Source organism: Antarctobacter sediminis, from assembly GCF_019218285.1.
Classification (GTDB): Bacteria; Pseudomonadota; Alphaproteobacteria; order Rhodobacterales; family Rhodobacteraceae; genus Antarctobacter; species Antarctobacter sediminis.
Genome location: NZ_JAHUZG010000001.1, coordinates 1270908 through 1297379, shown reverse-complemented (window position 1 = coordinate 1297379; position 26472 = coordinate 1270908). Strand labels below are relative to the sequence as shown.

Genomic DNA, 26472 nt, shown 5'->3' with positions numbered 1-26472 from the left:
GAGAGGGGATTAGGTCATGGAACTGCGTGCAAAGGTGAACGCGGCGGTGAAACAGGCGATGAAGGACAAGGCCCAGGCCCGCCTGTCGACGCTGCGCCTGATCAACGCCGCCATCAAGGACCGCGACATCGCCGTCCGGGCCGATGGAAACGAAACCGGTGTCGATGACACCGAGGTGCTGGCGATCCTTGGCAAGATGGTCAAGCAGCGCCGCGAAAGCGCCAAAAGCTATGAAGAAGCAGGCCGTCTGGACCTTGCCGAACGCGAAACCGGCGAGATCGAGGTGATCGAGGAATTCCTGCCGCGTGCGCTGAACGACAAAGAAGTCGCGGCGGCCATTGATGCGGCCATGAGCGAGGTCGGCGCGGAATCGATCCGCGACATGGGGCGCGTCATGGGCGTGCTGAAATCGAAATATACCGGCCAGATGGATTTTGCCGCCGTCGGGCCGAAGGTTAAGGACCGGCTGTCAGCCTGAATCGGACACCGTGATCTGTTGAACGCCGTCCCCTTGGGGCGGCGTTTTTCGTTTGGCTCAGGCCCTGGGTTTTCCAAGGGCCCGGTCTTTCAGGTGCCGGTTTGCGGATCGTCCTGCGGGGCGGCGGGGACCGTGTCGGACAGCTCGGACTCGGCGGCAGGCATGGGAAAGCCATCGGCAATGGCGGCCAGTTCCGCTGCGTCCTCGATGCGGAAACGTTCGACAAAACGCGTCTTGAAGCTGACCCGGCCACGACGCGCGCCAAAATTTTCGCCGTGGTTCAGCACGTAGAGAACCGAGGGTTGCGACAAGGCGGCCAACGGGCGGCCCGCCAGCGCGGCCAGATAAGGAAACATGCGATGTTCATGCTGGGTCATCGCTTGCAGGAAAGCGGTGCTTTGCGGCAGGTCCGGGTCATGGGCCAGTGCCGCGCAAGACCCGCAGAGCTTCCAGAAAGGTTTGCGCATCGGTTGGCGGAACGTCGGGCTGTCGGCCAGCGCGATCGTCCCGGTGGCGTCGTCCATCACGAACCCGGACTGCACGAGATAGCCGCCCGGAGCCTGCCGGCGCAGCATCTCGCGCACGGTGCCTTGTCGCAGCAGATCGTCGGCATCAAAGCTCATGACATAGCTGGGCGGTAGGGTCATCTCGTCAAGATGGGCCGTCAGCGCCGCCAGTTTCAGCCATTTGTCATTGCCCGGCTCTGGCGCGTTGAACGGTAGAAAGCTGATACGCGGATCATCGGGCAGGGGCGGACGCTCCTGACAACAGATCACCGCCTGCCAGTTGGGATCGTCCTGCGCGATGAAACAGTCCAGCGTGGCCGACAACCGCGCCGCGACGGAATCCCAGTCACCCACATTGTCCGGCCCCACCAGCGGGATCAGAAAGACCACCCGCTTGCGCAGTGGCGGCACCCGGGTGGACAGAACATCGCGCAACCGCAGGGCGGCGGCCTCGCTGGGGGCGGGGGTCAGCCGGTCGATCCAGCCTTCGCGGTCCAGCGCCGCCGACAGCCGCATCGCGGCGCGGTGCCATTTTGGAGTTGCAGGGGCCTGCGCCATGGCCGTGTCCTTCAGGGATGGGCCGCGCGGCGCACCGCGTCGGTCAGGTCACTATAGAGCGCGCGGCGCTCTTCCTCGCTCAGGAAGGCGCCGATCTCGACCTCGCGGCCGTCGCCCTTGAGCGTTACGTAAAAGGGCACCGGGCCACCCTTTTCATGGCAGGCCACTTTGACCCAATAGGTGTTGCTTTCCCAATCCTGCCGGTCGCCCTTTGGATTGGTCCGGGTCAGATGGGTGACCTCGGGCGAAAGCGTCAGCACCTCAAGGATCTGGCGATCCCTCTGGTTGCGACGCAGCGCAAAATACAGCGCCGCCGTGGCCGCCAGCATGAAAGGCAGCAACCCCCACAGCACCGCCGTCCCGATCACCCCGTAAAGCGGCACCGAGGCGAACAGGAAAAACCCGAGGATCATCGCGGCAAAGCCTTTCGGCGGCAGCGAGTTATGCGGCCAGAGCTGCAACTCCTGGGTCGTTTCGCGAGGAGGCGTGGTCCAGTGGTAAGGCATATGTCCGTGGCATCCGGCGCCGGCAGCAGCTGCCAGCGGAATTCATCCCGTTGGATATACAGCAGAATTGTCCGGGGTCAAAGTGGGTGATCCCGGACCTTGCTACCATCGAGCCAGAGTTTGCGGAGGATGTTTCATGAGCAAGACTTTTCGATGGCCGTCCGGGCGGCGGGGAAGGGCGCAGGGGCTGGCGGTGCTGGCCTTTTGTGCGGTGGCAGGCAGCGCCTTTGCCGACGTCCTTGACGCACGGCGCGAGATCGACCGCCATATCGCGCGGGCGCAAGAGGCAGGCTGGGTGGTTCCTGCCTCGCGTGATCTGGATCGCTACCACGGATCCGATCTTTTGGAGTTGCAACAGATACTGGATGCGGCGGGCGGCGGTGACTGCCGCAAGGCGGTGCTGACGGCGCTGTATCTTGATGCCCATCTGCCGCCGACGGTGGATCAGCTGTTCGACGATTACGCCATGTCCCTGTTGACCATCTGGAAGATGCCGGACGAATGGGACCTGATGCTGATGCTGGCGTCGGGCTGGACCAAGGTGGTTCTGGACGGTGCCAACACCGGCCGCAAGATCGCCATGACGCCGGATGCGATTATCGAGGCCAACCGCCAGCGGGTCGCCGAAAACCGGGCCCGATGGGTGCAGGAGATTGTCCAGCATGCGGTGCTGAACGAATGGGACGCGGCGGTTCTGGGCCGCGCGCAAGACATGCTGCGCGACAAGGCCGACAGAAATGTCCAAGAGATCAAGGCCGCGATGGCCCGCGCAGCCGAGGCGATGCGTGCGCCTTATGCCGCGTGGGAAAAGGCCCATGCCGAGGCGGATGCGCAGTTCCGGCTATCCTACATTCAGCATTTCGGACCCGAGGATCCGAATGTGCCGCGAATGGATCAGGACAACAGCAACGACCCCCGGCTCAAGATCCTCGAAGCAGTGCGCGAGGATGCCAAGACACAGGCGGATCGCGCGCTTGACGCGGCGTTGTCACCGATCCTCGCGTCCCGCAACCGCGAAGTGGGCATCGACCTGCAAGAGATCGCGCAGGCGCGGCTGCAAAGTCTGGCGCTGGCGCACTATGTGTTGCCCATGCTCGAAGGTCGCTGTGCGCAGATTGGCCGTCGCATGTCCCTTGAGGTGCCCAAAGAGCGCCCGAAGGCCGACCCCCAACCTCAGGCCCCAACCGCAGGGCATTGGGCGATGGTGGGGCAGGACGGCATGACCACCTTTATCGACAATAACAGCTGTTACGAACCGCGGGGCACTGTCGGCGCGGGCAGCGCACAATTCACGCGCAGCAAGCCACGCTGCGGCGATCCGTGGGAGGCCTATGTGGTCAACTTTGCATGGTCCGCACCGCCCGCCTTTCTTGTCCCGGGACAAGAGGTGGCCCTGTCGGCCAGCGTCACCGGGGAGTATTCCGCGAACTGGGGGCACGGCGGCCTGATGCCCTATTACGGGACCGAGGGCGAAAGCTGTGCCAAGGGATCCAGCGGCACGGTCAAGATCGTCAAGGACAGGCCCGATGGCTTTATCGGCACTGCCTATAATCAGGCGCATTCCGCCAGTTGGAGCGGTATCTTCGAACCGCCTGCTGGCAGCCGGTTCAAGGACGGACGGTTCCAGATCACCTATGTCCTGCAACCGCTGGGGTGCTACCGGTATGTCTATGAATGGCGCGAGTGACCAGCGCGCGGCGCGCGAGCTTTCCGCAGGTCGTGGCCAGGTTCGGGGTCAGTGTCCCGCTGGCCCGCGGGTCAGGCGCAGCCAAAGCTGATAGGCGGCAAGGCCAAGGAACGCGGCAACTCCGATAAAGCCGATGATGCGGGTTGCCTGAGCCTGTTTGGCGGTCTGTTCGGCAATACGTTGGGCGAAGTCCTCGCCGAACCCGTCCTGCAATTCCGGCGGAAAACCGGTGAATATCGTGATGCCGTCGCCAAACAAAAGGTCATGTTGCGTCAGCATGTAAAGCGTGCCGAGCAACAAAAGCGCGAGCGCATGTGGCATGCGCAGGGCCTGAAACTGTGCCAGTCCCACGTAGATCGCGGCACCGGCCACGGTCAGCATGGCGTTGCGCATGAGGACCGGTTGCAGCAGCGCGGTATCCTGTGGAACGATCAAGCCGCCGTCGACGATAAATTGCGGGACGATCGGTGCCCCCATGAGCAACAGACCCGCCAGAACCAGCGAAACGCCCACTGTCCAGAACACCAGGACATGCGGCCAGCGATGCCGGAAGAGCGCGCAGGGGATAATGCCAAAGGCGAATAGCAGGGTGTAGTAAAATATCATGTGCTCCCCTTTGCATGAAAAAAGGCCCCGCGTGAACGGGGCCTTTCTGGTTTTGATCAGACCGTTGCGCTTAGTGCGCGTGGCCCTTGTCCCAGTCTTCCTGCTTCGGCAGCTGCTCGAAGGTGTGTTCGGGCGGCGGCGAGGGCAGGGTCCATTCCAGCGTGTCGGCATATTCGTTCCACGGGTTCGCCGCGGTGACGCGGGCGCCACGGGTGACGGCGTGGATGATGATGCCAAAGAACAGCACGAAGGACGCGAAGGAGATCAGGGCACCCCAGCTGGAGACATAGTTCCAGGTGGCAAAGGCCTCGGGGTAGTCGATGTAGCGGCGCGGCATACCCTGACGACCCAGGAAGTGCTGCGGGAAGAAGGTCAGGTTCGCACCGATGAACATCGTCCAGAAGTGGATCTTGCCCCAGAATTCCGAGTACATGCGGCCGGTCATCTTGGGGAAGTAGAAGTAGATCCCCGCGAAGATCGCGAACACGGCACCCAGCGACATCACGTAGTGGAAGTGTGCGACCACGTAGTAGGTGTCATGGTAGGCACGGTCCACGCCTGCCTGGCTCAGCACCACGCCGGTCACGCCGCCGACGGTGAAGAGGAACAGGAAGCCGAAGGCCCAGAGCATGGGTGTCTTGAACTCGATCGAGCCGCCCCACATCGTGGCGATCCACGAGAAGACCTTCACCCCAGTTGGGACCGCGATCACCATGGTGGCCAGCATGAAGTAGCTCTGCTGGGTCAGCGACATGCCGACGGTGTACATGTGGTGCGCCCAGACGACGAAACCCAGCGCGCCAATGGCGATGATCGCCCAGACCATCGGCAGGTAGCCGAAGATCGGTTTGCGCGAGAAGGTCGCGACGACGTGGCTGATGATGCCAAAGCCGGGGACGATCACGATGTACACTTCGGGGTGGCCGAAGAACCACAGGATGTGCTGGTACAGGATCGGGTCACCGCCACCTGCGGGGTCGAAGAAGGTGGTGCCAAAGTTACGGTCGGTCAGCAGCATGGTGATCGCGCCGGCCAGAACGGGCAGCGACAACAGGATCAGCCACGAGGTGACAAAGATCGCCCAGGAGAACAGCGGGACCTTGAACAGGGTCATGCCCGGGGTCCGCATGTTCAGGAAGGTGGTGATCATGTTGATCGCGCCAAGGATCGACGAGGCACCCGATACGTGGACCGCGAAGATCGCCAGATCCATCGACATGCCGGCTTCGTTGACCGACAGCGGCGGATAAAGCACCCAGCCCACACCCGATCCAAGCTGGCCATTGCCGCCCGGAGCAAAGACCGAGCAAACCGCCAGCGTGGTGCCGGCAACATACAGCCAGAACGACAGGTTGTTCATGCGCGGGAAGGCCATGTCCGGCGCGCCGATCTGCAAGGGCATGAAATAGTTGCCGAAACCGCCGAACAGCGCCGGGATCACGACAAAGAACATCATCAGGATGCCGTGGCCGGTGATCAACACGTTCCAGAGGTGCCCGTTGGGGGTACAGTTCTCGACCGCGGTCGGGAACATGCGCATCCCTTCCATGCACATGTACTGCACGCCCGGCTCCATGAGCTCGAGCCGCATGTAGACGGTGAAAGCCACCGAAATGAAGCCCGCGAGCGCCGAGACGATCAGGTACAGAATCCCGATGTCCTTGTGGTTCGTCGACATGAACCAGCGGGTAAAGAACCCGCGGTTGTCTTCGTGCTCGTGGCCGTGAATGGCTGCATCTGCCATTGTTTGCCTCCTGCTGATCCTATGCAGAGGGCACGGATCGGGAATCCGTCCGCGCCCAAAGTTCCTTTCACGTTCTAGAATGTGACCCCATGGGCGGCAATGGCCGGATTTGACGCAGATCAAACCTTTTTGTCGCAGAGGCTTGTATCGGGCGTGGGATGGTCCGCCGGCTTTGACAGCCCCGGGTCGGGAATACCTTAGGTCGGGCTTTCCGGACCTGTGGCGCGCCGCGGCTTTGGCTAATTTCTGTTCAACGACGACGACACCACGTCCCGGGGAGGGAACACGATGGCCTACTTCGACAGCAACCTGATTTCCAACCGCGTCACTTTGCGCCAGCGGATTGCGCGCCTGTTCGAAACGCCTTTCGACCGTCGCTATCAGCAACGCACCGCCCGGATCGAGGCGCTGCGCGCCCTGTCGGACGGCGAACTCGCTGCGCGGGGCATCGCCCGCGAGGACATCCTGCTTCACGTCTTCTCGGGCAAGGCCTGAGATCGCAACACCGCGTTACGCGGTCACGGTTTTTATCACCAAGATCTTTGTCGGGCCTCGGCCCAGTATTCTTTCCATGATTGTAGAAGGGGGGCGTTGTGAGTGCGCCCCCCTTTTTTCGTGTCTCCGGCGGCATGGACAGAGGTCGGGATTCCCTGACGGTCATGAATGCCCGACTTATGACGCCGGCGCGCTTTGCCTAGATTTGGCTCATCTGCCAAACACCAGTTCCCGATGGGGGGAGAGCAAAATGGCCTATTTCGACAACAACTTCGTGTCCAACCGCGCCAGCCTGCGTCAGCGGATCGCCCGCGTGTTCGAAACGCCCTTTGATCGTCGCTATCGTCAGCGCACCGCCCGGATCGAGGCCCTGCGGTCCCTGTCGGATGCGGAATTGACCCGACGCGGCATCGCCCGCGAAGACATCCTGTTCCACGTCTTTTCCGGCAAGCTCTGAGACAACCGGTCCGGCGCACGCCACCACCCGACGCCGGACTGCGGAATGTTTTGCAAGTACCAGACCATTTAAGGCAAGCGCGGGGGAAATTTCATCTGCCCCCTGGGGCGAGGACAACGGTCCTTGCCCCTTTTCGTTCGTGGCCGGTTTGGCGCCGGTTTGGCGCCGGGGCGGGGTCAGCCCGCCGTGTCGCCACAGGCGGGGGCCAGCATGACCTCGTCAAAGGTTGCCCGCAGCGCCACGTCCAGATCATCCATGGTCACCGGCAGTCCCAGATCCACCAGAGAGGTCACGCCGTAATCGGTGATGCCGCAAGGCACGATCCCGTCAAAGTGGCTCAGGTCGGGTTCGACATTGATCGAGATGCCGTGAAAGCTGACCCATTTGCGCAGGCGGATGCCTATGGCGGCGATCTTGTCCTCGGCCACGCGGCCATCGGGCAGGGGCGGACGGTCGGGCCGTTCGATCCAGACACCGACGCGCCCTTCGCGGATGTGTCCGGTCAGGTTGAACTGCGCCAGCGTCGCGATCACCCATTTTTCAAGGTCCTGAACGAAACAGCGCACATCGCGCCCGCGCTTGGCGACGTCCATCATGACATAGACCACCCGCTGGCCGGGGCCGTGATAGGTATACTGCCCGCCGCGCTTGGAGGGGTAAACGGGAAAGCGGTCGGGATCCTTCAGGTCTTCGACCTTGGCCGAGGTGCCGGCGGTGTACAAAGGCGGATGTTCCAGCAGCCAGATGCAATCTTCGGCGCGGCCCTCTGCGATGGCGGCGGCGCGGTCTTCCATGAAGGCCAGCGCCTCTTCGTAGCTGGTCAACCCGTCGCTGATCTTCCATTCCATGGCGCCACCGGGAGAGTGCCCCGCCTCCTTGTTCCGATGTCGGGGAATGCCACGACGGCGGGGGAATTGTCCAGCACGGGTGCCCGGACAGAAGAAACTGCGCCTTGGTGTTTTTTCCTCTTCACATCCGCTTCGGGCTTCGCTAGAGAGCCTCCCACCAAGTCAAGACAGTGCGGTCGTGGCGGAATTGGTAGACGCGCAGCGTTGAGGTCGCTGTGGGGTAACTCCCGTGGAAGTTCGAGTCTTCTCGACCGCACCATTCTCTCCGGAAAATCAGATGCTTTCCCCGTTTCGGGGCATGTCGCGGCCTTACAGCCGGCTAAGCACCTCGTTCAGCAGGCGTTCGGCGGCGCGCGAGAGTTTGCGGCTGCCGTCGCGCAGGACGAAATAGGGCGGCACCACGATCGGGCGGCGCAGATGCAGCGCGGTCAGGTTGGCTCCGATGTCGGAATGTGTCAGCAAGCCCTTGACCTCGTTGGTCTGCGGCACGATCGCCTCGGCCCGTGCCAGTTGGGACAGCGCCACCAGAAGCGAGGAACTGTTGAGGATGCGCGAAGGGATCGGCACGCCTTCGGTGTGAAAAGCCTCTTCGACAGCTTGCCGGATCGGCATCCCGCGTTCCTGCATGACCCAGGGAAAGCCCGTCAACGCCTGCATCTCGACGTCGCGCTGCCCGGCCAGCGGATGCGTCGCATGGATCAGCAGGGCCACGTCTTCGGTCCGGGCGGGGTGAACGTGGAACAGCAGGCTGTCGTGTCCGGGCGGAATGCGGCCCAGTACGAAATCATAGCGCCCTTCCTCCAGATCGCGGATCAACAGGCGTGACGGCGCGACATCGACGCTGATTTCCAATTCGGGGCTGTCGCGCAGAACCGCCTGCACCGCCGGCATCAGGCAGCCGACCGTGGGACCGGTGACAGAGCCGACCCGCACCTCTCCAAGCGCACCGGATTGCAGGTGCCGCAGCTCATGTTCCAGCGTGTGAACCTCGGACAGAATCACCCGCGCATGACGCACAAAGGCGGCCCCGGCGGCGGTGACTTCCATTCCTTTGGGGTGACGGGTGAACAGCGGACTGCCGATATTGGTCTCGATCTCGGCCAGGATGCGCGAGGCGGCGGGCTGTGAGATCGCCATGGCCTGCGCGGCCAGCTGCAACTGTCGGGATTCCGCGATCCGCAAGATCAGGTCCAGATGCGCGGGTTTGATCCTGCGGGCAATGTCCATTCCCGGCCTCTTATCAAAAACGGTATGTGAAATGCGCATATCAGAATTTTACAGGTATGTGCATCTTTCATAGGTTTTGGGCGGGTCCGCTGGATCCGCAACATCGTTCAGGCGCCGCCGGGGAGGGCAGGCGCCGACCTTGGGAGGCTACACATGAAAACGAAACTTCTGCTCGCTTCGGCGGCACTGGCGCTGTCGTGCCATGGCGCCTGGGCCGAAACCGTCGGTATTGCCATGCCGACCAAATCCTCGTCGCGTTGGATCTCGGACGGTGAATCCATGGTGGCCCAGTTCAAGGCAGCCGGCTATGACACCATCCTGCAATATGCCGAGGATGATATTCCCAACCAGCTGGCGCAGATCGAGAACATGATCACCAACGGGGTCGACGTTCTGGTGATTGCCGCCATCGACGGCACCACCCTGTCGAGCGCGCTGGAAAACGCCTATTACGCCGACATTCACGTGATCGCCTATGACCGGCTGATCCGGGACAGCGAATATGTCAGCTATTACGCCACCTTCGACAACTTCAAGGTGGGGGTGCAGCAGGCGTCGAGCCTTGTGGACGGGTTGAAGGAACGTTTCGGGGACGGCCCGTACAACGTTGAACTGTTCGGCGGCTCGCCCGACGACAACAACGCCTATTTCTTCTACGACGGGGCCATGTCGGTGCTGCAACCGCTGATTGACGCGGGCACCATCAACATCGTGTCGGGCCAGATGGGCATGGACACCGTCGGCACCCTGCGCTGGGATGGCGCGGTGGCGCAGGCGCGGATGGATAACCTGTTGTCCGCCCATTACACCGACAAGCAGGTGCATGGCGTTCTGGCCCCCTATGACGGTTTGTCCATTGGCATCATCTCGTCGCTCAAGGGCGTGGGCTATGGCTCGGGCGATCTGAAAATGCCGATCGTCACCGGGCAGGATGCCGAAATCCGGTCGGTCAAATCCATGCTGGCGGGCGAACAGTATTCCACCGTCTTCAAGGACACCCGCGAACTGGCGCGCGTGACCGTGGGCATGGTCGAGGCGCTGCTGAAAGGTGGCGAGCCCGAGATCAACGACACCACGACCTATGACAATGGCGTCAAGGTGGTGCCGTCCTACCTGCTGGAGCCGGTTTCGGTCGATCTCTCCAACTGGGAAGATGTGATCATCGGATCCGGATACTACACGATGGATCAGGTCAAGTAAGGCAGGTGTCTCCCGGGGGCCGTCCGCTGTCGCATCTGGCGGGCGGTCCTTGGCACGCATGGGATTGGGAGAGGCGATGACGGCGCTTCTGGAAATGCGCGGGATCACCAAGGAGTTTCCTGGGGTCAAGGCGCTGGACACGGTCAACCTGACAGTGAAAGAAGGCGAGATCCACGCGCTGGTCGGTGAGAACGGCGCCGGGAAATCGACCCTGATGAAAGTGCTCTCTGGCGTCTATCCGGCGGGCAGCTACGACGGCGAAATCCACTATGACGGCGCGCTGGCGGAATTCGGCAATATCTCGGACTCCGAGGCGCAGGGCGTCATCATCATCCATCAGGAACTGGCGCTGGTGCCGCTGCTGTCGATTGCCGAGAACCTGTTTCTGGGCAATGAACGGGCCCGCGGTGGTGTCATCAACTGGCGCGAAACCAACCGGCGCACCGAGGAATTGCTGCGCAAGGTCGGCTTGAAAGAACCGCCCAGCACGCTGGTCGACAAGCTGGGGGTGGGCAAGCAACAGCTTGTCGAGATCGCCAAGGCGTTGTCCAAGGAAGTGCGCCTGCTGATCCTCGACGAACCGACGGCGGCGCTGTCCGAGGCAGACAGTCAGGCACTGCTGGACCTGATGCTGGAACTCAAGGCGCAGGGCGTCACGCAGATCATCATCAGCCACAAGCTGAACGAGGTGCGCCGCGTGGCCGATACGGTGACGGTGATCCGCGACGGCACCACCGTGTCAACCATGCAGGCGGGCACGCAAGAGATCACCGAGGCCCGCATCGTGCGTGACATGGTGGGCCGCGACATGGCCAACCGCTATCCGGCGCGGGAACGGCGGGCGGGCGATCTGCTGATGGAGGTCGAAGGCTGGAACGTCTGGCATCCGCTGCACGGCGACCGGCAGGTGATCCGGGACGTTGACCTGACGGTCCGCGCAGGCGAGGTCGTGGGCATCGCCGGGCTGATGGGGGCGGGGCGCACCGAACTGGCCATGAGCCTGTTCGGCCGGTCCTATGGACGCAACATCAGCGGCACGGTCCGCATCGGCGGCGCGCCGGCGGATGTCAGCACCGTCAGCCGCGCCATCGACGCCGGGCTGGCCTATGTGACCGAGGACCGCAAATCGCTGGGCCTGATCCTTGAAGAAACGATCCAGCGCAACATCACCATGGCCAACCTCGAAGAGGTCTCGCGCGGGCAGGTTCTGAACGAAGGGGCCGAAACGCGGGTGGCCGAGGACTACCGCCGCGCCCTGAACATCCGCACGCCGGGTGTTTTCCAGAAGGTCATGAACCTCTCGGGCGGCAACCAGCAAAAGGTCGTCCTGTCGAAATGGCTTTTCGCCAAACCCGAGGTGCTGATCCTTGACGAGCCCACGCGCGGCATCGACGTGGGCGCGAAGTTCGAAATCTACGGAATCATCAACGACCTCTCTGCGCAGGGCAAAGGCGTGCTGATGATCTCGTCTGAAATGCCCGAACTGCTGGGCATGTGTGACCGTATCTACGTGATGAACGAAGGCGCTTTCGTGGGCGAGTTGAGCGCCGAAGACGCCAGTCAGGAGCGCATCATGTCGCTCATCGTGACCGAATAGGGGGCCTCTTGATGGACTTTGCAGAACACGGGGCCGAGGCGCCCGAAAAGCAGGGGATCGGTGAATACCTTGTCCGGCACCTTCGGGAATACGGGCTGCTTTTCGCGCTGATCGCGATCATGGTCTTTTTCCAGGTGGTGACGAACGGCACGCTGCTGAAGCCGGTGAACGTGACCAACCTGCTGTTGCAGAACAGTTATATCGTCATCATGGCGCTGGGGATGCTGATCGTCATCGTCTCGGGCAATATCGACCTTTCGGTCGGGTCGGTCATGGGGTTCATTGGCGCGCTGGCGGCGGTGATGATCGTGGAGTGGGAACAATCCACCGGCGTCACCATGGTCACATGCCTTGTGGCGGGCGGGCTGATCGGCGCGGCGCAGGGCTATTGGATCGCCTACTGGAGGATCCCGTCTTTCATCGTGACGCTGGCAGGAATGCTGGTGTTCCGCGGAGCCTCGCTCTGGCTGCTTGAAGGACAGTCGCTGGGCCCGTTCCCGCGTGAATTCCAGATGCTGGCGAATGGGTTTGTACCCGACCTCTTTCCGAAAGGGGTAGGCGACAGCGTGGCGAACCTGCTGGGGCAAAAGCGCGTGAATGTTCTGGCGCTGGGCACCGGGATCGTGGCGGCGGCACTGATTGTCTGGATGGAACTCAAGGCCCGCGCCCAGAACAAGGCCTATGGCATGGCCGGAGAACCGCAGGCCTTTTTCCTTGCCCGCATCGGCATCATTTCGGTCGCGTTGATCTTTATCCTGTTCAAGCTGTCCACCTTTCGCGGTCTGCCCAACGTGCTGATCACCATGGGTGTGCTGACGATCATCTATGCCTTCTTCACCGAACGCACGGTGACCGGGCGGCGGATCTATGCGCTGGGCGGCAACGAAAAGGCGGCCAAGCTGTCGGGAATCAAGACGGAACGGCTGACCTTCCTTGCCTTCGTCAACATGGGGGTGCTGGCAGGGATCGCGGGCATGGTCTTTGCCGCGCGCCTGAATTCGGCCACGCCCAAGGCGGGGTTTGCTCTGGAACTGGACGTGATCGCGGCGGTCTTTATCGGTGGTGCGTCCATGTCGGGCGGGGTGGGCAAGATCGTCGGCGCCGTGGTCGGCGCCTTCCTGATGGGTGTGCTGAACAACGGCATGTCGATCCTTGGCATTGGCATCGACTATCAGCAGATGATCAAGGGGCTGGTCCTGCTCGCCGCGGTGATCTTCGACGTCTACAACAAATCGAAACAGGGGTGATGGTGCACAGCGAATGCGCGCCCTGCGCAAGCACGTAGGGCGCGGATTCCGGCGCATCTGACCATAAGGGAGGCAAGCGGATGGCGTTCAAACCCGCCCGGTGGCCGCGCAAGCTGCGCAGTCAGGAATGGTACGGTGGCAGCACCAAGGACGTGATCTATCATCGCGGCTGGCTCAAGAACCAGGGCTATCCGGACGACCTGTTCGATGGGCGTCCGGTGATCGGCATCCTGAACACATGGTCCGAACTGACCCCTTGCAACGGGCACCTGCGCGAACTGGCGGAAAAGGTGAAGGCGGGCGTCTGGGAGGCAGGCGGCTTTCCGGTCGAAGTGCCTGTTTTCAGCGCCTCGGAAAACACCTTTCGCCCCACGGCGATGATGTTCCGCAACCTCGCCGCCCTGTCGATCGAGGAACAGATCCGTGGTCAGCCCATGGATGGCTGCGTGCTGATGGTGGGTTGTGACAAGACCACGCCCTCGCTTTTGATGGCGGCGGCCTCTTGCGATCTGCCGTCTATCGTCGTGACCGGCGGGCCGATGCTGAACGGCTGGTTTCAGGGCGAACGGGTGGGCGCGGGCACGCATCTGTGGCGCTTTTCCGAAGCGGTGAAGGCCGGCGAGATGACCCAGCAGGAGTTTCTGGATGCCGAGGCGGCGGTCACACGGTCCTCGGGCACCTGCAACACCATGGGCACCGCGTCCAGCATGGCCTCGATGTGCGAGGCGCTGGGCATGGCCCTGTCCGGCAATGCGGCGATCCCGGCGGTGGACGCGCGGCGCCGTGTCATGGCGCAACTGACCGGGCGGCGGATCGTGCAGATGGTCAAGGATGATCTCAAACCTTCGGACATCCTGACCCGTGATGCCTTTGAAAACGCGATCCGCACCAATGGCGCTGTGGGCGGATCCACCAATACGGTAGTCCATCTGCTGGCCATCGCGGGCCGTGTGGGTGTCGACATCACTCTGGATGACTGGGACCGCTGTGGCCGCGACGTGGCGACGATCCTCAACCTTCAGCCCTCGGGCGATTACCTGATGGAAGAATTCTTCTACGCAGGCGGGCTGCCCGTGGTGCTGAAACGGCTGGGCGAGGGCGGCAAGCTGCACAAGGAGGCCCTGACCGTATCGGGCACGACCATCTGGGACGAGGTCAAGGACGCCAAGAACTGGAACGAAGAGGTGATCCTGCCGGTTGACAGGCCGCTGACCGTGCAGGGCGGGATCGCGGTTCTCAAGGGCAACCTCGCGCCCAAGGGGGCGGTGCTGAAACCCTCTGCCGCCTCGCCGCAGCTGATGCAGCACCGGGGCCGCGCCGTCGTCTTCGAGGACATCGACGACTACAAGGCGCGGATCAATGACGATGCTTTGGACATCGACGAAACCTGCATCATGGTGCTCAAGAACTGCGGCCCCAAGGGCTATCCCGGCATGGCCGAGGTGGGCAACATGGGTCTGCCGCCCAAGGTGTTGAAGAAAGGGATCAAGGACATGATCCGCATCTCCGACGCGCGCATGTCGGGCACCGCCTACGGCACGGTGATCCTGCACACCTCGCCCGAGGCAGCGGCGGGTGGGCCGCTGGCGGTGGTGCGCAGTGGCGACATGATCGAGGTCGACGTGCCTGCGCGCCGTCTGCACCTCGACATTTCGGACAATGAACTGGCGGCGCGACTGGCGGATTGGACGCCGGTACACGAACAAGCCCGCAGCGGCTATGCATGGTTGCACCAGCAGCATGTTCAGGGCGCCGACACCGGCGCCGATCTCGATTTTCTAAAGGGGTGCCGGGGGGCACCCGTCGGAAAGGACTCGCATTGATGGAAATTGCACTTGTTGGCATCGGCAAGATCGCCGTCGATCAGCATGTCCCGGCCATTGCCGGTTCGCCGGACTGGTCTCTGGCAGCCACCGTGTCGCGCCGGGGCCGTGTGGACGGTGTCGAAAGCTATACCGATTTCGCCGAGATGCTGGAGCGGCGCAGCGACATTCGCGTGGTTTCGCTTTGCCTGCCGCCGGTGCCGCGCTTTGACTATGCCGCCTCGGCCATCGCGGCGGGCCGTCACGTGATGCTGGAAAAACCGCCCGGCGCGTCGCTGTCCGAATGTCACCGGCTGAGCGAAATGGCGCGGGCGCAGCGGGTGTCGCTGTTCGCCACGTGGCATTCGCGCGAGGCGGCCATGGTGGCCCCGGCCAAGGCCTGGCTGGCGGACAAGACCCTGCGCCGCCTGTCCGTCATCTGGAAAGAAGACGTGCGCCGCTGGCATCCCGGGCAGGACTGGATCTGGGAACCGGGTGGTCTTGGGGTCTTTGATCCCGGCATCAACGCGCTGTCCATCGTGACCGAGATCCTGCCCGACCCGATCCACCTGACAGAGGCCACGCTGGAGGTGCCGGAAAACAAGCAGGGGCCGATCGCGGCGGCGCTGCGCTTTGCCCATCCCGGCGGTGCCGATGTCAGCGCTGTCTTTGACTGGCGGCAAGAAGGCGACCAGACATGGAGCATCGAGGTCGAAACCGATCAGGGCGTGCTGGCGCTGCATGACGGCGGGGCGCGCATGGTCGTGGACGGTGTGGAGCAAAGCGCCGACGGCCCGGCGCTGACGGGCGAATACCCGCGCCTTTACGCCCGCATGGCAGAGCTGGTCGCCAGCGGCCAAAGCGACACCGATCTTTCGCCGCTGCGACATGTGGCCGATGCATTTCTGCTGGGGCGGCGTGTGCTGACCGCCCCCTTTGTTGACTGAACGAACCGACGCCCTGAAAGGACCCGCCATGAAAACGCCGCTGACCGGTATCCTGCCCGTTGCCCCGACCCCCTTCCACGATGATGGCCGGGTCGACGAAGAAGGGATGCGCCGCGTTCTGGACTGCATCATCGACCAGGGTGTCGATGCGATCTGCATTCTTGCCAATTATTCGGAACAGTTCGTGCTGTCCGACGAGGAGCGGGCGCGTCTGATGCGGATCAGTCTGGAGCATGTGGCGGGCCGGGTGCCGGTGATCGTCACGATCAGTCATTTCTACACCGGGATCGTGGTCGAAAGGGCCAAGGCGGCGCAGGCGCTGGGCGCGTCGATGGTCATGATGATGCCGCCCTATCATGGTGTCGGGCTGGTCCCGTCCGAGGCGGGCATCTATGAACAGTTCCGCGCCGTGTCCGATGCGATTTCGATCCCGATCATGGTGCAGGACGCGCCGCTGTCAGGCTGCCAGATGTCGGTTCCGCTGTTGGCGCGCATGGCGCGCGAGCTGGAAAACGTCAGCTATTTCAAGATGGAAATGCCCTTTGCCGCCGACAAGCTGGCGGCGCTGATCGAGGCGGGCGGCGAACATGTGGTCGGTCCCTTCGATGGCGAAGAAGCGGCGACCTTGTTGGCGGATCTGGATGCGGGCTGTACCGGGACGATGACCTCGGGGCTGCAATGCGACCAGATCGGCGTCATCATCCGCAGCTATCTGGCGGGGGACAAACAGACGGCGCTGGCGCAATGGACCCGCTGCCTGCCGCTGATCAACCACGAAAACCGCCAGTGCGGGTTGCGCGCCTGCAAGGTGGTGATGAAAGAGGGCGGCGTGATCGGATCGGACCACGTGCGCCACCCTCTGAAACCGATGACGGCGCGCACGCGTGAACGCCTGCTGCAACTGGCCGGTGAGCTTGATCTTGTTGCCCTGAACTGGGGCAAATAGCCGTTCAGGCAAAGCGCGCCGGAGAGAGCGCGGCGGCCAGCGGTGCCAGGCCGTCATCCGTCCGGCCCAGACAGATCTCTGCCGCGATCCGCGACAGCGCGGGCGCGGTCTGGATGCCATAGCCGCCCTGACCGGCAAGCCAGAAAAAGCCTTCGGCCAGCGGGTCAGGGCCCACGACGGGCGTGCGGTCGGGGGCAAAGCTGCGCAATCCCGCCCAACTGCGTTCGACCCGCGTGACAGGTACGGTCACCGCCTGTTCGTATCGGTGCAGTCCCTCGGCCAGCACCATGTCATCGGCCCATGCGTCCTGCGGTTCGACCGGGTCCTCGTCGGCGGGACTGACCATCAGGCGACCGGCGTCGGGCTTGGCGTACCATGTCTCGCTGACAGAGCCGAACAGGGGCCAGCGTCCGCCGTCCATTGCCTCGGGCGCAGGCAACAGCGCGGCCGAGCGTCGGCAGGGCGTGACCGGGATCGGCAGCGCCCCGGCCATGCGGGCCACCGGGCTGGCCCATGCGCCCGCCGCATTGACGACGATCGGCGCGGCAAAGCGGCCCTGATCGGTTTCTACGGTCCACAGGCCCTTGTCGCGGGACATGGCCGTTATCCGGGCACCGGTGCGGATCTGTCCGCCGCGTGCCCGCAGCAACCGGGCAAAGCCCTGCAACATGCGGTCCACGTCTATGTCCTGTGCGTCGGATTCGTAAATCGCGGCGGCGATGCGGTCCGGTCGCAGGATCGGCACCAGGTCTTGCGCTTGGGATGCGGTCAGTCGCTCCAGCCCCTCGGCGCCCTGCGCATAGGATTCCAGCGCCGGCATCTCGTCTTCGCCAGCCAGCAACAGCTCGCCGCGCGGGGTCAGCAGGGGCGCTTCGTCGATTTCGTCCGGGGCTTCGAAAAAAGGGACGGAATGCGCGTTCAGGGCGCGCAATGTGGCATTGCCGTAATTGCGGATGAAAATCGCCGCCGAACGTCCCGTGGCGTGATAACCAAGGTTCGCTTCGGCCTCCAGCAGGGCAACCCGCGCCTCGGCTGCCATGCGGGCGGCGACGCTGACGCCTGCCATGCCGCCGCCGATCACAAGGATATCGGCCCCGGTCATGTGGTGGGTCGGGTGACGGTGAAAGATGGCGGGCAGTGGGTTGCGGTCAATTCCCAGATCCTTGTCCTGCGGTTGCCCCGATGACGGGGTTACGCGCAGATTGGACCGGGGCGGGCGCAATGGCCAGCCGATAGGCCGGTGGGCGGGCGTGGCCTGCCCCAAGGTCAGGCCGGTGCCACGGGTGCCGGTTTGATCCGCATCAAGGCGGAGCGGAACGGGGCAGGGTTCACCGGGGCGGAACCGGCTGCGCCGTTTGGACAATGCGCCGCAGCCATTGTCACAAAGCCGTCAAGACCGCAGGCTCTGATGTCGGCAGACCCGCCGCCGCGCGAAACGGAACGAAGGACCCGATGCCATGAAGATCGAAAACAAGGTGTTCGACGAATTGCAGCCGGGGGACACGGCCTCGTTGCGGCGGCTGTGCACGCAGGATGACCTGATCGTCTTTGCCAATGTCTCGGGCAATCATAACCCGATGCATGTTTTCAACGTCGATGGCGACGGGGACGGCACGCCCGAGGCTGTGGCGCCGGGGATGTTCGTCGGTTCGCTGATCTCGGCCGTCTTGGGCAACATGCTGCCCGGGGCAGGGACGTTGTATCACTCGCAAAGCTTTTCCTTTCACAACCGGGCTCATGCGGGGGACGAACTGGAAAGCCGCGTAACCGTCACCGACCGTAACGAACAGACGGGTATCGTCACGCTGGCAACCGAGGTCACGCGCCCCGCCGACGGCGTGTTGATCCTGTCCGGTGTAGCCGAGGTCGAGGCACCGCGCCGCAAGGTCAGCTATTCCAGCCATGACCTGCCCGGGTTGATCGTGCAGCGGCACCGCCATTTCGAAAAACTGCTGGTCAAGGCCGCGCCCTTGCCCCCCTTGGTGACGGCTGTGGTCGCGCCCGAGGAGCCGAACTCGCTGGGCGGGGCGCTTTTGGCGCGGGACCACACGCTGATCACGCCGATCCTTGTGGGGTGCCCGGACAAGATCGCCGCCACCGCCGCGGAACTTGGCCGCGATCTTGCCGGGGTCGAGATCATCGCCGAACCGAACCACGCCCAAGCCGCCCGCAAGGCGGTGGCGCTGGTGCACGAGGGGCGCGCGGGGGCGCTGATGAAGGGGCACCTGCACACGGATGACCTGCTGCGCGCCGCGCTGGACAAACAGGCGGGCCTGCGCGCCGGGCGGCGGTTCACCCATGTCTTTGTCATGGATGTGCCGGGGCTGGCGCATCCCTTGTTGGTGACGGACGCGGCGATCAACATCGCGCCGGACCTCAAGACCAAGATGGACATCGTGCAAAACGCCATCGACATCGCCATCAGCATCGGGATCGAGGAACCCAAGGTCGGGGTGCTCTCGGCGGTCGAAACGGTGAACCCGGACATTCCGTCTTCGGTCGATGCGGCGCTCTTGTCGAAAATGGCCGACCGCAAGCAGATCACCGGCGGGCTGGTGGACGGACCCTTGGCGATGGACAATGCGGTCGATATCGCTGCCGCACGCACCAAGGGGATCGCCTCGCCCGTGGCGGGCCGCGCCGAGGTGCTGGTGGTGCCGAATATCGACGCGGGCAACATGCTGGCCAAGCAGCTGACCTATATCAGCCACGCCGAAGGTGCCGGGCTGGTGTTGGGCGCGCGGGTGCCGATCATCCTCAACAGCCGGGCCGACGATGACATGTCGCGGCTGGCCTCCTGCGCGGTGGCGGCCTTGCATCACGCCCGCATCACGGGGGGCAGGGGATGAGCCACGCACTGGTTTTGAACGCGGGTTCGTCCTCGTTGAAATTTGGCCTGTTCCGGGGGCGGCACCCGGGGTTGATGGCGGGCGGTCAGGTGGAACGGATCGGCGGCGCGGCGGTTCTGCACCTCAGGGACGGGGCGGGCACGCATCTGGTGGACACCGCGCTGCCCGACCATGCCGCCGCCGACCACGCGGGCGCTTTGGCCGCCGTTCTGCACGAAATAACCGGCCGTTTCCCCGATGCCCGGATCGCCGCCGTGGGGCATCGTGTTGTCCATGGGGGCATGGACTATGCCGAACCAACGCGCATCACCCCCGAGGTCCTGCACGCGCTGGAAAAGCTGGAGCCGTTTGCGCCGCTGCACCAGCCGCATAACCTAGCCGGGATACGCGCCGCGCTGAAAGCCTTTCCCGAGGCGCGGCAAGTGGCCTGTTTCGACACCGGGTTTCACCGCAACCACCCGTTTGTGAACGACACTTTCGCCCTGCCGCGCGCCTATTACGACAAGGGCGTGCGGCGCTACGGCTTTCACGGGCTGAGTTATGACTACATCGCCGGAAAGCTGGCCGAGATGGCGCCAACCTTGCACGCAGGCCGTGTGGTGGTGGCGCATCTTGGCAATGGCGCGTCGATGTGCGGGCTGTCGGCGGGGCGGTCGATTGCCTCGTCCATGGGGTTTTCGGCGCTGGACGGGTTGCCCATGGGCACGCGCAGCGGACAGCTTGATCCCGGCGCGGTGCTGTACCTGATGCAGAGCGAAGGCATGAAGGCTGAGGAGATCTCGGATCTGCTGTACCGGAAATCGGGTCTGCTGGGCCTGTCCGGGATCAGCAGCGACATGCGGACGCTGCTGGCCTCGGACGCGCCGGGCGCGCGGCAGGCCATCGACTATTTCTGTTTCCGCATCCGGCGCGAGCTGGGTGGGCTGGCCGCCGCGCTGGAAGGGCTGGACGCGGTGGTCTTTACCGGGGGCATCGGTGAAAACGCCGCTTCGATCCGCGCGCAGGTCTGTCGCGGGCTGCATTGGGTCGGGATCGAACTGGACGACGACCGCAACGCTGCCAATGATACGGTCATCAGCACCGAGATGTCGCGGGTGCGGGTTCTGGTCATACCGACCAACGAGGAACTGGTGATCGCGCGGGCGGCGATGCAGGAGATCGGAGACCTGACATGAAACATGCAATCTGCCCCGAAGATGCGGCGGCGTTGATCCCGGACGGGGCGACCTTGTTGATCGGCGGGTTCATGGCGGTGGGCACCCCCATCCGCCTGATCAAGGCGCTGGTGGCGCGGGGCGCGCGCGACCTGACGGTGGTGGCCAATGACACGGCGATGCCGGGCAAGGGGATCGGTCATCTGATCACCGCGCGGGCCGTGCGCCGTGTCATCGCCTCGCACATCGGGCTGAACCCGGAAACGCAGGCCCAGATGATCGCCGGAGAGATCGAGGTCGACCTTGTGCCGCAGGGCACGCTTGTCGAACGCATCCGGGCGGGCGGCGTCGGTCTGGGTGGCGTGCTGACCCCCACGGGTGTCGGCACCGCCGTGGCCGAGGGCAAGCAGGTCGTCACGGTGGACGGGCGCGATTTCCTGCTGGAAAAGCCGATCCGGGGCGATTTCGCGCTGATCGCGGCGCATCAGGCGGATTACGTGGGCAACCTCGAATACGCGCTGACGGCGCATAACTTCAATCCGATCATGGCGCTGGCCGCCGAAACGGTGATCGCCGAGCCGCAGGGCATCGTTCCCGTTGGGATGATCCCGCCCGATGCGGTCAAGACACCGGGCGTGTTGGTTGATCACCTGCTGGAGCGGAGGGCGCAATAATGGATGCCAAGGAAATCATCGCGCGCCGCGTGGCACAGGAGGTCACGCCGGGGTCGCTGGTCAACCTCGGGATCGGCTTGCCTTCGCTGGTGGCGGGGTTTGTCGACCGTGATGCCGGTGTCTTTTTCCAGGCCGAGAACGGCGTGATCGGTTTGGGCGCGCGCCCGCCCGAAGGCATGGAGGATCCGGACCTGACCGATGCCGGCGGCGGCTTTGTCACGGCAGTTCCGGGCGCGGCCTCGATCGACAGCGCCATGAGCTTTGGCCTGATCCGTGGCGGGCATCTGGATATGACAGTGCTGGGCGGCTTGCAGGTGGATGAACGCGGGTTTCTGGCCAACTGGATGGTGCCGGGCAAGATGGTGCCGGGCATGGGCGGGGCGATGGATCTTGTGGCCGGGGCCAAACGGGTGATTGTCTCGATGGTGCATACGGCCAAGGGTGCGCCCAAGATCGTGCGTGAATGTACGCTGCCGCTGACGGCGGCGCGACGGGTCGATCTGATCGTCACCGAACTTGCGGTGATCAAACCGCGCGAGGACGGGCTGCACCTGCTGGAGCGTGGCCCCGGTGTAACGCTGGACGAAATCCTTGCCGCCACCGAGGCAACACTGCTGCATGACGGGGTCGTGCCAGAGATGGCGCTGTAGTCAGACCGGGATCAGGTGGTTGTCCCAGTGCAGGTCATGGGTCGCGGTCCGCGTGCCCCTGACCTCTCCCGTGCCTGCCGTCAGCAGGAAATCCCCGTCACGTGCGGCGATGCCGCAGACGTCCGGCATGTGGATGCTGCGCCTGAGCAGACCGCTGGCCGTGTCAAAGACCTGCGCCAGCCCCCCGCGGGGCGACGTGATGGCCACCTCTTGGCGGTGGGGTGACAGCGCGATGCTGCCTGCGTAGCCCTGCATCCGGGCTTGTTGGTCCGGCGGCGCGGTCAGCAGGCGGGGCGTCTGGCCCAGTCGTGTCAGGCCCAGCAGGGGCGGTGACTGGGACAGGTCGCCCTGCCATTGCATCGCAAAGCCCACCGTACCGTCGGGACCGACCGCAAGATGGCGGATCGAGTTCTTGTGCAGGCTGCGGTCAAGGCGTTGCTGATCCAGCAGCCGGCCGTCGAGGCCAAGGAAGGCCAGCGAGGGGGCCATGACCGGGATGTTCAGCTTGACCCGGCCCGAGTCCGGGTGGGTTTCGATCCCGCCATTGGCGACAACCAGCGTTTTGCCGTCGGGCATCAGTTTGATGTCATGCGGTCCGGTGCCGTGGCTGTCGAATTCGCCGATCCTCTGACCGCCGTCCTCCAGCGACCAGATGCCGATCACACCGCGTGCCGCGTCAAAGTCATTCTCGGCGGTGAACAGGCGGGTGCCGTCGGGGGAAAACGCCCCGTGACCGTAGAAATGCCTGCCCTCGGGCGCGTCGAACCGGGCGATCTCCTGACCCGTGGCGCAATCCAGCACCACGGCAAACCGCCCGGGACGCCGCGCAAAACCCACCGCCAGCGGGCGTTCGGGATGGGCAGCGGCGGCATGGCCCCTGTCAGGCAACGGAATGGCAAAGGTGATCTGGCCGTCCGCGCCAAGGCCGCACAGCTGATAGCGACCATCCCGCGTCATCGCAGCCGATAGAAAGGCAGGGCCGCCCGCATTGGCCCATGTGGGCTGCGGACAGGCGCTGGCGGCCAGAAGCCCGGCAAGGAAATGCCTGCGGTTTGCCATCTCAGTCTCCGTCCAGCGAGTTGAACCCGGCGGCGATGCCCAGCCGGGGGCCAAGATCCTGTGTCACGACCTCGCGCACCTCGGCAATGCGCTGGCGCAGCGCCTCGATACGGATGCGCCCCTGCGGGTCGGCAACTCCGGCAAAGACCGGATCGTCCAGTCCCTCGGCCCGCTCCAGCGCGATGGCAAAGGCGCGGTCCAGCGCGGGGTCATCGCCCGAAAGACGCGCGCCAAGGTCGCGCAGGGATTGCAGCGACAGGAGGACGTGATGCAGCGACCGGCCGGACCGGCGCGCCTCGGCCCGCATCGGGCGCGGCTTGTCATAGCTGCCCATCGGGCGGCCCATGCGCGTGTCCTCGGTGAATTCCAGCCCGGTGGCGAGCGCGGTGAACAACTGCTTGGCCGCCTCCTCGTCAGAGCGATAGGTCTCGTTGCCGGGGTGGCGCATCAGCTCGGCATAGCCGGTTTCCCACCCGTCGAGGATCGCCGCAGAGGTTGCCGCGATGTCCGCGCCAAGCACCTGCACCAGTTGACAGCGGTAGCTGTCGCTGCCAGCGGTCGAAACCTGCGGATCGTACAGCAGATATTCCATCGCATAGAACCCGCGCGCGGCGATCGACACGTCCCGATAGCTGTCGGGACTGGCGGCCACCGGATCCTCGTCCCGGATCAACTGGGCCAATGCCTTGGGCGTCGATCCCCGGCTGTCCGGCCAAAAGGCCAGCGCAAAGGCAAGATCGCCCTGTTCAGAAGGGCCAAAGCGCAGGTGACTGACCGAGATCCAAGCGTCGAAGGCATCGGAATAGGCGGCGCGCAGTTCGGTGCTGTCCGCGGCGCAATGGCTTTGCGCGATGCGGGCCAGTTCGGCGCTTTCGCTGACAAGGGTCCGGTAACGCGGTAGAACGTGGCCATCGACGATGGCGCCAACATCGGGGCCGGCGGCAAGCGCAGGGGTTGCGGCAAGGATGAGGGCGGTCAGGCAAAAACGCATGGTCACAGGCTTTCGAGGAAGGCTATCAGGGCTTGGCGATCAGGCGGCGGCATGTCGATCACGGCGTCGCGGTGGGGCTGGGCCTCGCCACCGTGCCAGAGGATCGCCTCAAGCAGCGAACGCGCGCGACCATCGTGCAGGAAGGTCGTATGCCCCGACACCTGCCGCGTCAAACCGATCCCCCATAGCGGCGCGGTGCGCCATTCGCGGCCGGTGGCACGGGCTTCGGGGCGGTTGTCGGCCAGTCCTTCGCCCATGTCGTGCAGCAACATGTCCGTGTAGGGCCAGATCAGTTGGAAACTGTGTTCGGGTCGGTCGGGCATCCGGTGAGTGACGAATTTCGGCTGATGGCAGGCGGTGCAGCCGGTGGCGTGAAAAACCTGTTTGCCGCGCAGAACCTGTGCATCGTCGACCCGCCGCCGCGCAGGCACGCCAAGATTGCGGCTGTAGAAACTTGTCAGGTCCAGTCCCTCGGCGTCGACCTCGGTCACGCGGGCATCGCCGTCGCCATGCGGCGCGGCAAGGCAATCCGGCTGGCGCGCCGTGCAATCCCCCGCAGCCGCCGGAAAAAGCGGCGTGGAAATGCCAATGTCACCGGCAAAGGCGGCGGCGGTCTGTTCGCGGATCGTCGGCATCCCGGCCTTGTGGCCAAAGCGCCCGAGAAGCGGCATGTCGTATTCCACCGACCAGACGATATTGGCACGCCCGGAAATCCCGTCGCCATCGGCGTCTTCGGGATCGGCCAGCGCAAGGATATCGGCCGCCGGAATCGACTCGAGCAGGCCAAGGCCGATCATCTGCGGCGCCACGCGCGGGCTGAGCATCGCATCCGGGTGCAACGGGCCGTGGCCAAGATCTGCGGCGGCATAGGTGGGTTTGCGCAGATAGGCGGTTTCACCACCTGAAAGCGGCACAGCGATGTCTTCGTAAGTGATCTGCAAGCGGTATTCGGGCGCATGACCGGGCAGGGCGAAATCCTGCATCTGGCCACCGTAGGTCGGTTCCGGCGCGGTTGCGATATAGTCCTCGATCTGGGGGATCTGGTCATCCGGTCCGCCGGGCACCGAAACGCGCAGAAACATGGAAATCGCCTTGTCCGCCGGTCCTGCGGGCGGGTGGCCGCGCCCGTCCTTGATGTGGCACCGCTGGCAGGACCGCGCGTTGAACAGCGGCCCCAGCCCGTCCGAGGCCAGCGTCGACGAGGGAGCCGAGACCCAGATCTTGCGGAACATGCCGTTGCCGACCTTGAAGGTCAGTTCACCCTCGAAATCCAGACTGGCAGACGGCAGGGAAAATGCATTGGCATCGGGGGTCACCCGCACCGTGGCGCTGCCTGCTGGTTTCGCCTCGAACGGTTCGGGGGCGTCGAAATCCTTGGGCGGGGCCATGACACGGGCAATCCGCGCGGTCTCTGCCGGGGTGCGCGGGGCGATGGTCAGATGCGGTTCATCCAAAGGGCCCGCCAAGGCGGCGGGCCCGATGAAAACGGCCAGAAGGGCGAAGTTATTCGGCTTCATCCATTTTCGATGCATTGAGGTGGGCATAGTTCTGCGGGCCGACACGTTCCAGCAGGTCAAGTTGCGTTTCGAGAAAGTCGATGTGGCCTTCTTCATCGGCCAGCAGTTCGTCGAACAGGAACTTGGTCACGTGGTCGCCGACCTCGTGGCAATATTCCCGGGCTTCCTTGTACATCTCGCGCGCTTCCTGTTCGGCGGCAAGGTCGCATTCCAGCGTTTCCTTGGGCGTCTGACCGATGCGCAGCGGGTCCAGTTTCTGAAGGTTCGGGTGCCCTTCGAGAAAGATGATCCGCGCAATCAGCTTGTCCGCGTGGTTCATCTCTTCGATGCTTTCCTCGCGGCTTTTCTTGGCCATGTGGCCAAGGCCCCAGTCCTCTTGCAGCTTGTAGTGCAGCCAATACTGGCTGATCGCGGTCAATTCGCTGCGCAGGGCGCGGTTCAGGTAGTCGATGACTTTGAGATCACCTTGCATGGTCGGGTTTCCTGTGTTGCTCCGTCCCGAAGGGTACGGAGGTGCATGGGGACTTCCAGGTTCGGGTTCTTGCGCATGGTGCCAAGAAACAGCGGCATACAGCCGCCACAATCGGCGGCCTTTCCCAGCGCGTGATAGATCTTGCCCGGTGTGATGAGCGTAGAGGGGTCCGCCGCCCGCATCCAGTCGATGGCGGAATGAATGTCGTGATCGGTGATGTTCTGGCAATGACAGACGATCATGGCGGCGGACCTT

Annotated in this window: 26 protein-coding genes and 1 tRNA gene; 15 read left to right on the top strand and 12 right to left on the bottom strand. The window is 64.0% G+C overall.

The annotated features are described in order from the left end of the window. Positions 1-16: 16 nt before the first annotated feature. On the top strand, positions 17-478 hold the full coding sequence (locus tag KJP30_RS06245) for a GatB/YqeY domain-containing protein (protein WP_218448116.1): 462 nt from the start codon (positions 17-19) through the stop codon (positions 476-478). Between the two features lie 89 nt (positions 479-567). Here KJP30_RS06245 and KJP30_RS06240 read toward each other — a convergent pair whose 3' ends face one another. Further along, positions 568-1542 carry a hypothetical protein gene (locus KJP30_RS06240; RefSeq protein WP_246594364.1) on the bottom strand — a complete coding sequence of 325 codons (975 nt, stop codon included), beginning with the start codon at positions 1540-1542 and terminating at the stop codon, positions 568-570. Positions 1543-1553: 11 nt separating this feature from the next. After that, positions 1554-2048: a DUF2244 domain-containing protein gene (locus tag KJP30_RS06235; protein ID WP_218448115.1), complete on the bottom strand. Its 495-nt coding sequence runs from the start codon at positions 2046-2048 to the stop codon at positions 1554-1556. A 136-nt stretch (positions 2049-2184) separates the two neighbouring features. Between KJP30_RS06235 and KJP30_RS06230 the strand changes: the two genes are divergently transcribed. Then, the gene (locus KJP30_RS06230) at positions 2185-3735 is read left to right on the top strand and encodes a hypothetical protein (protein WP_218448114.1); all 1551 of its coding nucleotides are present in this window, start codon (positions 2185-2187) and stop codon (positions 3733-3735) included. 48 nt (positions 3736-3783) lie between these two features. On the opposite strand, the gene KJP30_RS06225 is transcribed toward KJP30_RS06230, so the two are convergent. Both KJP30_RS06225 and ctaD read right to left on the bottom strand, forming a co-directional pair. After that, entirely contained in the window at positions 3784-4341 is a 558-nt protein-coding gene (locus tag KJP30_RS06225; RefSeq protein WP_218448113.1) for a hypothetical protein, read from the bottom strand. A 70-nt stretch (positions 4342-4411) separates the two neighbouring features. Continuing rightward, positions 4412-6085 (bottom strand): cytochrome c oxidase subunit I, encoded by a 1674-nt coding sequence (gene ctaD / locus KJP30_RS06220; protein ID WP_218448112.1) that lies wholly within the window; start codon positions 6083-6085, stop codon positions 4412-4414. Between the two features lie 288 nt (positions 6086-6373). On the opposite strand from ctaD, the gene KJP30_RS06215 reads away from it, so the two are divergent. Together KJP30_RS06215 and KJP30_RS06210 are read left to right on the top strand one after the other, a co-directional pair. Then, entirely contained in the window at positions 6374-6580 is a 207-nt protein-coding gene (locus tag KJP30_RS06215; RefSeq protein WP_218448111.1) for a hypothetical protein, read from the top strand. Positions 6581-6830: 250 nt separating this feature from the next. Further along, entirely contained in the window at positions 6831-7037 is a 207-nt protein-coding gene (locus KJP30_RS06210) for a hypothetical protein (RefSeq protein ID WP_218448110.1), read from the top strand. Positions 7038-7213: 176 nt separating this feature from the next. Here the strand turns inward: KJP30_RS06210 and lipB are convergent, their stop codons facing one another. Then, entirely contained in the window at positions 7214-7885 is a 672-nt protein-coding gene (gene lipB, locus KJP30_RS06205; RefSeq protein WP_218448109.1) for a lipoyl(octanoyl) transferase LipB, read from the bottom strand. Between the two features lie 172 nt (positions 7886-8057). Here lipB and KJP30_RS06200 point away from each other — a divergent pair. Next, positions 8058-8144: transfer RNA gene (locus KJP30_RS06200), tRNA-Leu, on the top strand. Between the two features lie 50 nt (positions 8145-8194). On the opposite strand, the gene KJP30_RS06195 is transcribed toward KJP30_RS06200, so the two are convergent. Next, positions 8195-9112 carry a LysR family transcriptional regulator gene (locus tag KJP30_RS06195; protein WP_218448108.1) on the bottom strand — a complete coding sequence of 306 codons (918 nt, stop codon included), beginning with the start codon at positions 9110-9112 and terminating at the stop codon, positions 8195-8197. A gap of 153 nt (positions 9113-9265) precedes the next feature. Between KJP30_RS06195 and chvE the strand changes: the two genes are divergently transcribed. The 6 genes from chvE to KJP30_RS06165 all read left to right on the top strand — a co-directional run bounded on the left by chvE (position 9266) and on the right by KJP30_RS06165 (position 16851). Next, positions 9266-10312, top strand: coding sequence for a multiple monosaccharide ABC transporter substrate-binding protein (chvE, locus tag KJP30_RS06190; protein WP_218448107.1), 1047 nt, complete (start codon positions 9266-9268; stop codon positions 10310-10312). 76 nt (positions 10313-10388) lie between these two features. Next, on the top strand, positions 10389-11909 hold the full coding sequence (mmsA, locus tag KJP30_RS06185) for a multiple monosaccharide ABC transporter ATP-binding protein (protein WP_218448106.1): 1521 nt from the start codon (positions 10389-10391) through the stop codon (positions 11907-11909). Positions 11910-11920: 11 nt separating this feature from the next. After that, a complete protein-coding gene (gene mmsB / locus KJP30_RS06180) occupies positions 11921-13156 on the top strand; it encodes a multiple monosaccharide ABC transporter permease (protein WP_218448105.1) in 1236 nt (411 codons plus the stop codon). Positions 13157-13236: 80 nt separating this feature from the next. Beyond that, positions 13237-14979, top strand: a complete 1743-nt coding sequence (gene araD / locus KJP30_RS06175; RefSeq protein WP_218448104.1) for an L-arabinonate dehydratase — start codon at positions 13237-13239, stop codon at positions 14977-14979. After that, positions 14979-15905: a Gfo/Idh/MocA family protein gene (locus KJP30_RS06170; protein WP_218448103.1), complete on the top strand. Its 927-nt coding sequence runs from the start codon at positions 14979-14981 to the stop codon at positions 15903-15905. Before araD ends, KJP30_RS06170 begins: the two co-directional genes overlap by 1 nt. 28 nt (positions 15906-15933) lie before the next feature. Continuing rightward, positions 15934-16851, top strand: coding sequence for a dihydrodipicolinate synthase family protein (locus KJP30_RS06165; protein ID WP_218448102.1), 918 nt, complete (start codon positions 15934-15936; stop codon positions 16849-16851). 4 nt (positions 16852-16855) lie between these two features. Here KJP30_RS06165 and KJP30_RS06160 read toward each other — a convergent pair whose 3' ends face one another. Further along, the gene (locus tag KJP30_RS06160; RefSeq protein ID WP_218448446.1) at positions 16856-17953 is read right to left on the bottom strand and encodes an NAD(P)/FAD-dependent oxidoreductase; all 1098 of its coding nucleotides are present in this window, start codon (positions 17951-17953) and stop codon (positions 16856-16858) included. 355 nt (positions 17954-18308) lie between these two features. On the opposite strand from KJP30_RS06160, the gene KJP30_RS06155 reads away from it, so the two are divergent. Genes KJP30_RS06155 through KJP30_RS06140 form a run of 4 tightly spaced genes read left to right on the top strand, consistent with a single transcriptional unit; the run spans position 18309 to position 22178 of the window. Further along, the gene (locus KJP30_RS06155) at positions 18309-19700 is read left to right on the top strand and encodes a bifunctional enoyl-CoA hydratase/phosphate acetyltransferase (protein ID WP_218448101.1); all 1392 of its coding nucleotides are present in this window, start codon (positions 18309-18311) and stop codon (positions 19698-19700) included. Beyond that, positions 19697-20875: an acetate/propionate family kinase gene (locus KJP30_RS06150; RefSeq protein ID WP_218448100.1), complete on the top strand. Its 1179-nt coding sequence runs from the start codon at positions 19697-19699 to the stop codon at positions 20873-20875. Before KJP30_RS06155 ends, KJP30_RS06150 begins: the two co-directional genes overlap by 4 nt. Then, on the top strand, positions 20872-21528 hold the full coding sequence (locus KJP30_RS06145; protein WP_218448099.1) for a 3-oxoacid CoA-transferase subunit A: 657 nt from the start codon (positions 20872-20874) through the stop codon (positions 21526-21528). Before KJP30_RS06150 ends, KJP30_RS06145 begins: the two co-directional genes overlap by 4 nt. Beyond that, complete coding sequence (locus KJP30_RS06140) at positions 21528-22178, top strand: 3-oxoacid CoA-transferase subunit B (RefSeq protein WP_218448098.1); 651 nt, start codon at positions 21528-21530, stop codon at positions 22176-22178. Before KJP30_RS06145 ends, KJP30_RS06140 begins: the two co-directional genes overlap by 1 nt. On the opposite strand, the gene KJP30_RS06135 is transcribed toward KJP30_RS06140, so the two are convergent. Genes KJP30_RS06135 through KJP30_RS06115 form a run of 5 tightly spaced genes read right to left on the bottom strand, consistent with a single transcriptional unit; the run spans position 22179 to position 26459 of the window. Continuing rightward, on the bottom strand, positions 22179-23237 hold the full coding sequence (locus KJP30_RS06135) for a DUF1513 domain-containing protein (protein WP_218448097.1): 1059 nt from the start codon (positions 23235-23237) through the stop codon (positions 22179-22181). 1 nt (position 23238) lies between these two features. Continuing rightward, on the bottom strand, positions 23239-24228 hold the full coding sequence (locus KJP30_RS06130) for an imelysin family protein (RefSeq protein ID WP_218448096.1): 990 nt from the start codon (positions 24226-24228) through the stop codon (positions 23239-23241). A 2-nt stretch (positions 24229-24230) separates the two neighbouring features. Then, on the bottom strand, positions 24231-25745 hold the full coding sequence (locus KJP30_RS06125) for a di-heme oxidoreductase family protein (RefSeq protein WP_246594362.1): 1515 nt from the start codon (positions 25743-25745) through the stop codon (positions 24231-24233). Further along, positions 25732-26217 carry a bacterioferritin gene (gene bfr, locus KJP30_RS06120; protein ID WP_218448094.1) on the bottom strand — a complete coding sequence of 162 codons (486 nt, stop codon included), beginning with the start codon at positions 26215-26217 and terminating at the stop codon, positions 25732-25734. The genes KJP30_RS06125 and bfr overlap by 14 nt, the downstream gene beginning before the upstream one ends. Then, a complete protein-coding gene (locus KJP30_RS06115; protein ID WP_218448093.1) occupies positions 26184-26459 on the bottom strand; it encodes a (2Fe-2S)-binding protein in 276 nt (91 codons plus the stop codon). The genes bfr and KJP30_RS06115 overlap by 34 nt, the downstream gene beginning before the upstream one ends. Positions 26460-26472: the final 13 nt, after the last annotated feature.

Coding starts and splice junctions, on each gene's coding strand:
- KJP30_RS06195 (WP_218448108.1), bottom strand. CDS start 9,112: ATGGACATTGCCCGCAGGATCAAACCCGCGCATCTGGACCTGATCTTG.
- chvE (WP_218448107.1), top strand. CDS start 9,266: ATGAAAACGAAACTTCTGCTCGCTTCGGCGGCACTGGCGCTGTCGTGC.
- mmsB (WP_218448105.1), top strand. CDS start 11,921: ATGGACTTTGCAGAACACGGGGCCGAGGCGCCCGAAAAGCAGGGGATC.
- KJP30_RS06215 (WP_218448111.1), top strand. CDS start 6,374: ATGGCCTACTTCGACAGCAACCTGATTTCCAACCGCGTCACTTTGCGC.
- KJP30_RS06225 (WP_218448113.1), bottom strand. CDS start 4,341: ATGATATTTTACTACACCCTGCTATTCGCCTTTGGCATTATCCCCTGC.
- bfr (WP_218448094.1), bottom strand. CDS start 26,217: ATGCAAGGTGATCTCAAAGTCATCGACTACCTGAACCGCGCCCTGCGC.
- KJP30_RS06235 (WP_218448115.1), bottom strand. CDS start 2,048: ATGCCTTACCACTGGACCACGCCTCCTCGCGAAACGACCCAGGAGTTG.
- KJP30_RS06170 (WP_218448103.1), top strand. CDS start 14,979: ATGGAAATTGCACTTGTTGGCATCGGCAAGATCGCCGTCGATCAGCAT.
- KJP30_RS06155 (WP_218448101.1), top strand. CDS start 18,309: ATGAAGATCGAAAACAAGGTGTTCGACGAATTGCAGCCGGGGGACACG.
- KJP30_RS06140 (WP_218448098.1), top strand. CDS start 21,528: ATGGATGCCAAGGAAATCATCGCGCGCCGCGTGGCACAGGAGGTCACG.
- KJP30_RS06150 (WP_218448100.1), top strand. CDS start 19,697: ATGAGCCACGCACTGGTTTTGAACGCGGGTTCGTCCTCGTTGAAATTT.
- KJP30_RS06145 (WP_218448099.1), top strand. CDS start 20,872: ATGAAACATGCAATCTGCCCCGAAGATGCGGCGGCGTTGATCCCGGAC.
- KJP30_RS06125 (WP_246594362.1), bottom strand. CDS start 25,745: ATGAAGCCGAATAACTTCGCCCTTCTGGCCGTTTTCATCGGGCCCGCC.
- araD (WP_218448104.1), top strand. CDS start 13,237: ATGGCGTTCAAACCCGCCCGGTGGCCGCGCAAGCTGCGCAGTCAGGAA.
- KJP30_RS06160 (WP_218448446.1), bottom strand. CDS start 17,953: ATGACCGGGGCCGATATCCTTGTGATCGGCGGCGGCATGGCAGGCGTC.
- KJP30_RS06230 (WP_218448114.1), top strand. CDS start 2,185: ATGAGCAAGACTTTTCGATGGCCGTCCGGGCGGCGGGGAAGGGCGCAG.
- mmsA (WP_218448106.1), top strand. CDS start 10,389: ATGACGGCGCTTCTGGAAATGCGCGGGATCACCAAGGAGTTTCCTGGG.
- KJP30_RS06115 (WP_218448093.1), bottom strand. CDS start 26,459: ATGATCGTCTGTCATTGCCAGAACATCACCGATCACGACATTCATTCC.
- KJP30_RS06240 (WP_246594364.1), bottom strand. CDS start 1,542: ATGGCGCAGGCCCCTGCAACTCCAAAATGGCACCGCGCCGCGATGCGG.
- KJP30_RS06210 (WP_218448110.1), top strand. CDS start 6,831: ATGGCCTATTTCGACAACAACTTCGTGTCCAACCGCGCCAGCCTGCGT.
- KJP30_RS06245 (WP_218448116.1), top strand. CDS start 17: ATGGAACTGCGTGCAAAGGTGAACGCGGCGGTGAAACAGGCGATGAAG.
- lipB (WP_218448109.1), bottom strand. CDS start 7,885: ATGGAATGGAAGATCAGCGACGGGTTGACCAGCTACGAAGAGGCGCTG.
- KJP30_RS06130 (WP_218448096.1), bottom strand. CDS start 24,228: ATGCGTTTTTGCCTGACCGCCCTCATCCTTGCCGCAACCCCTGCGCTT.
- KJP30_RS06135 (WP_218448097.1), bottom strand. CDS start 23,237: ATGGCAAACCGCAGGCATTTCCTTGCCGGGCTTCTGGCCGCCAGCGCC.
- ctaD (WP_218448112.1), bottom strand. CDS start 6,085: ATGGCAGATGCAGCCATTCACGGCCACGAGCACGAAGACAACCGCGGG.
- KJP30_RS06165 (WP_218448102.1), top strand. CDS start 15,934: ATGAAAACGCCGCTGACCGGTATCCTGCCCGTTGCCCCGACCCCCTTC.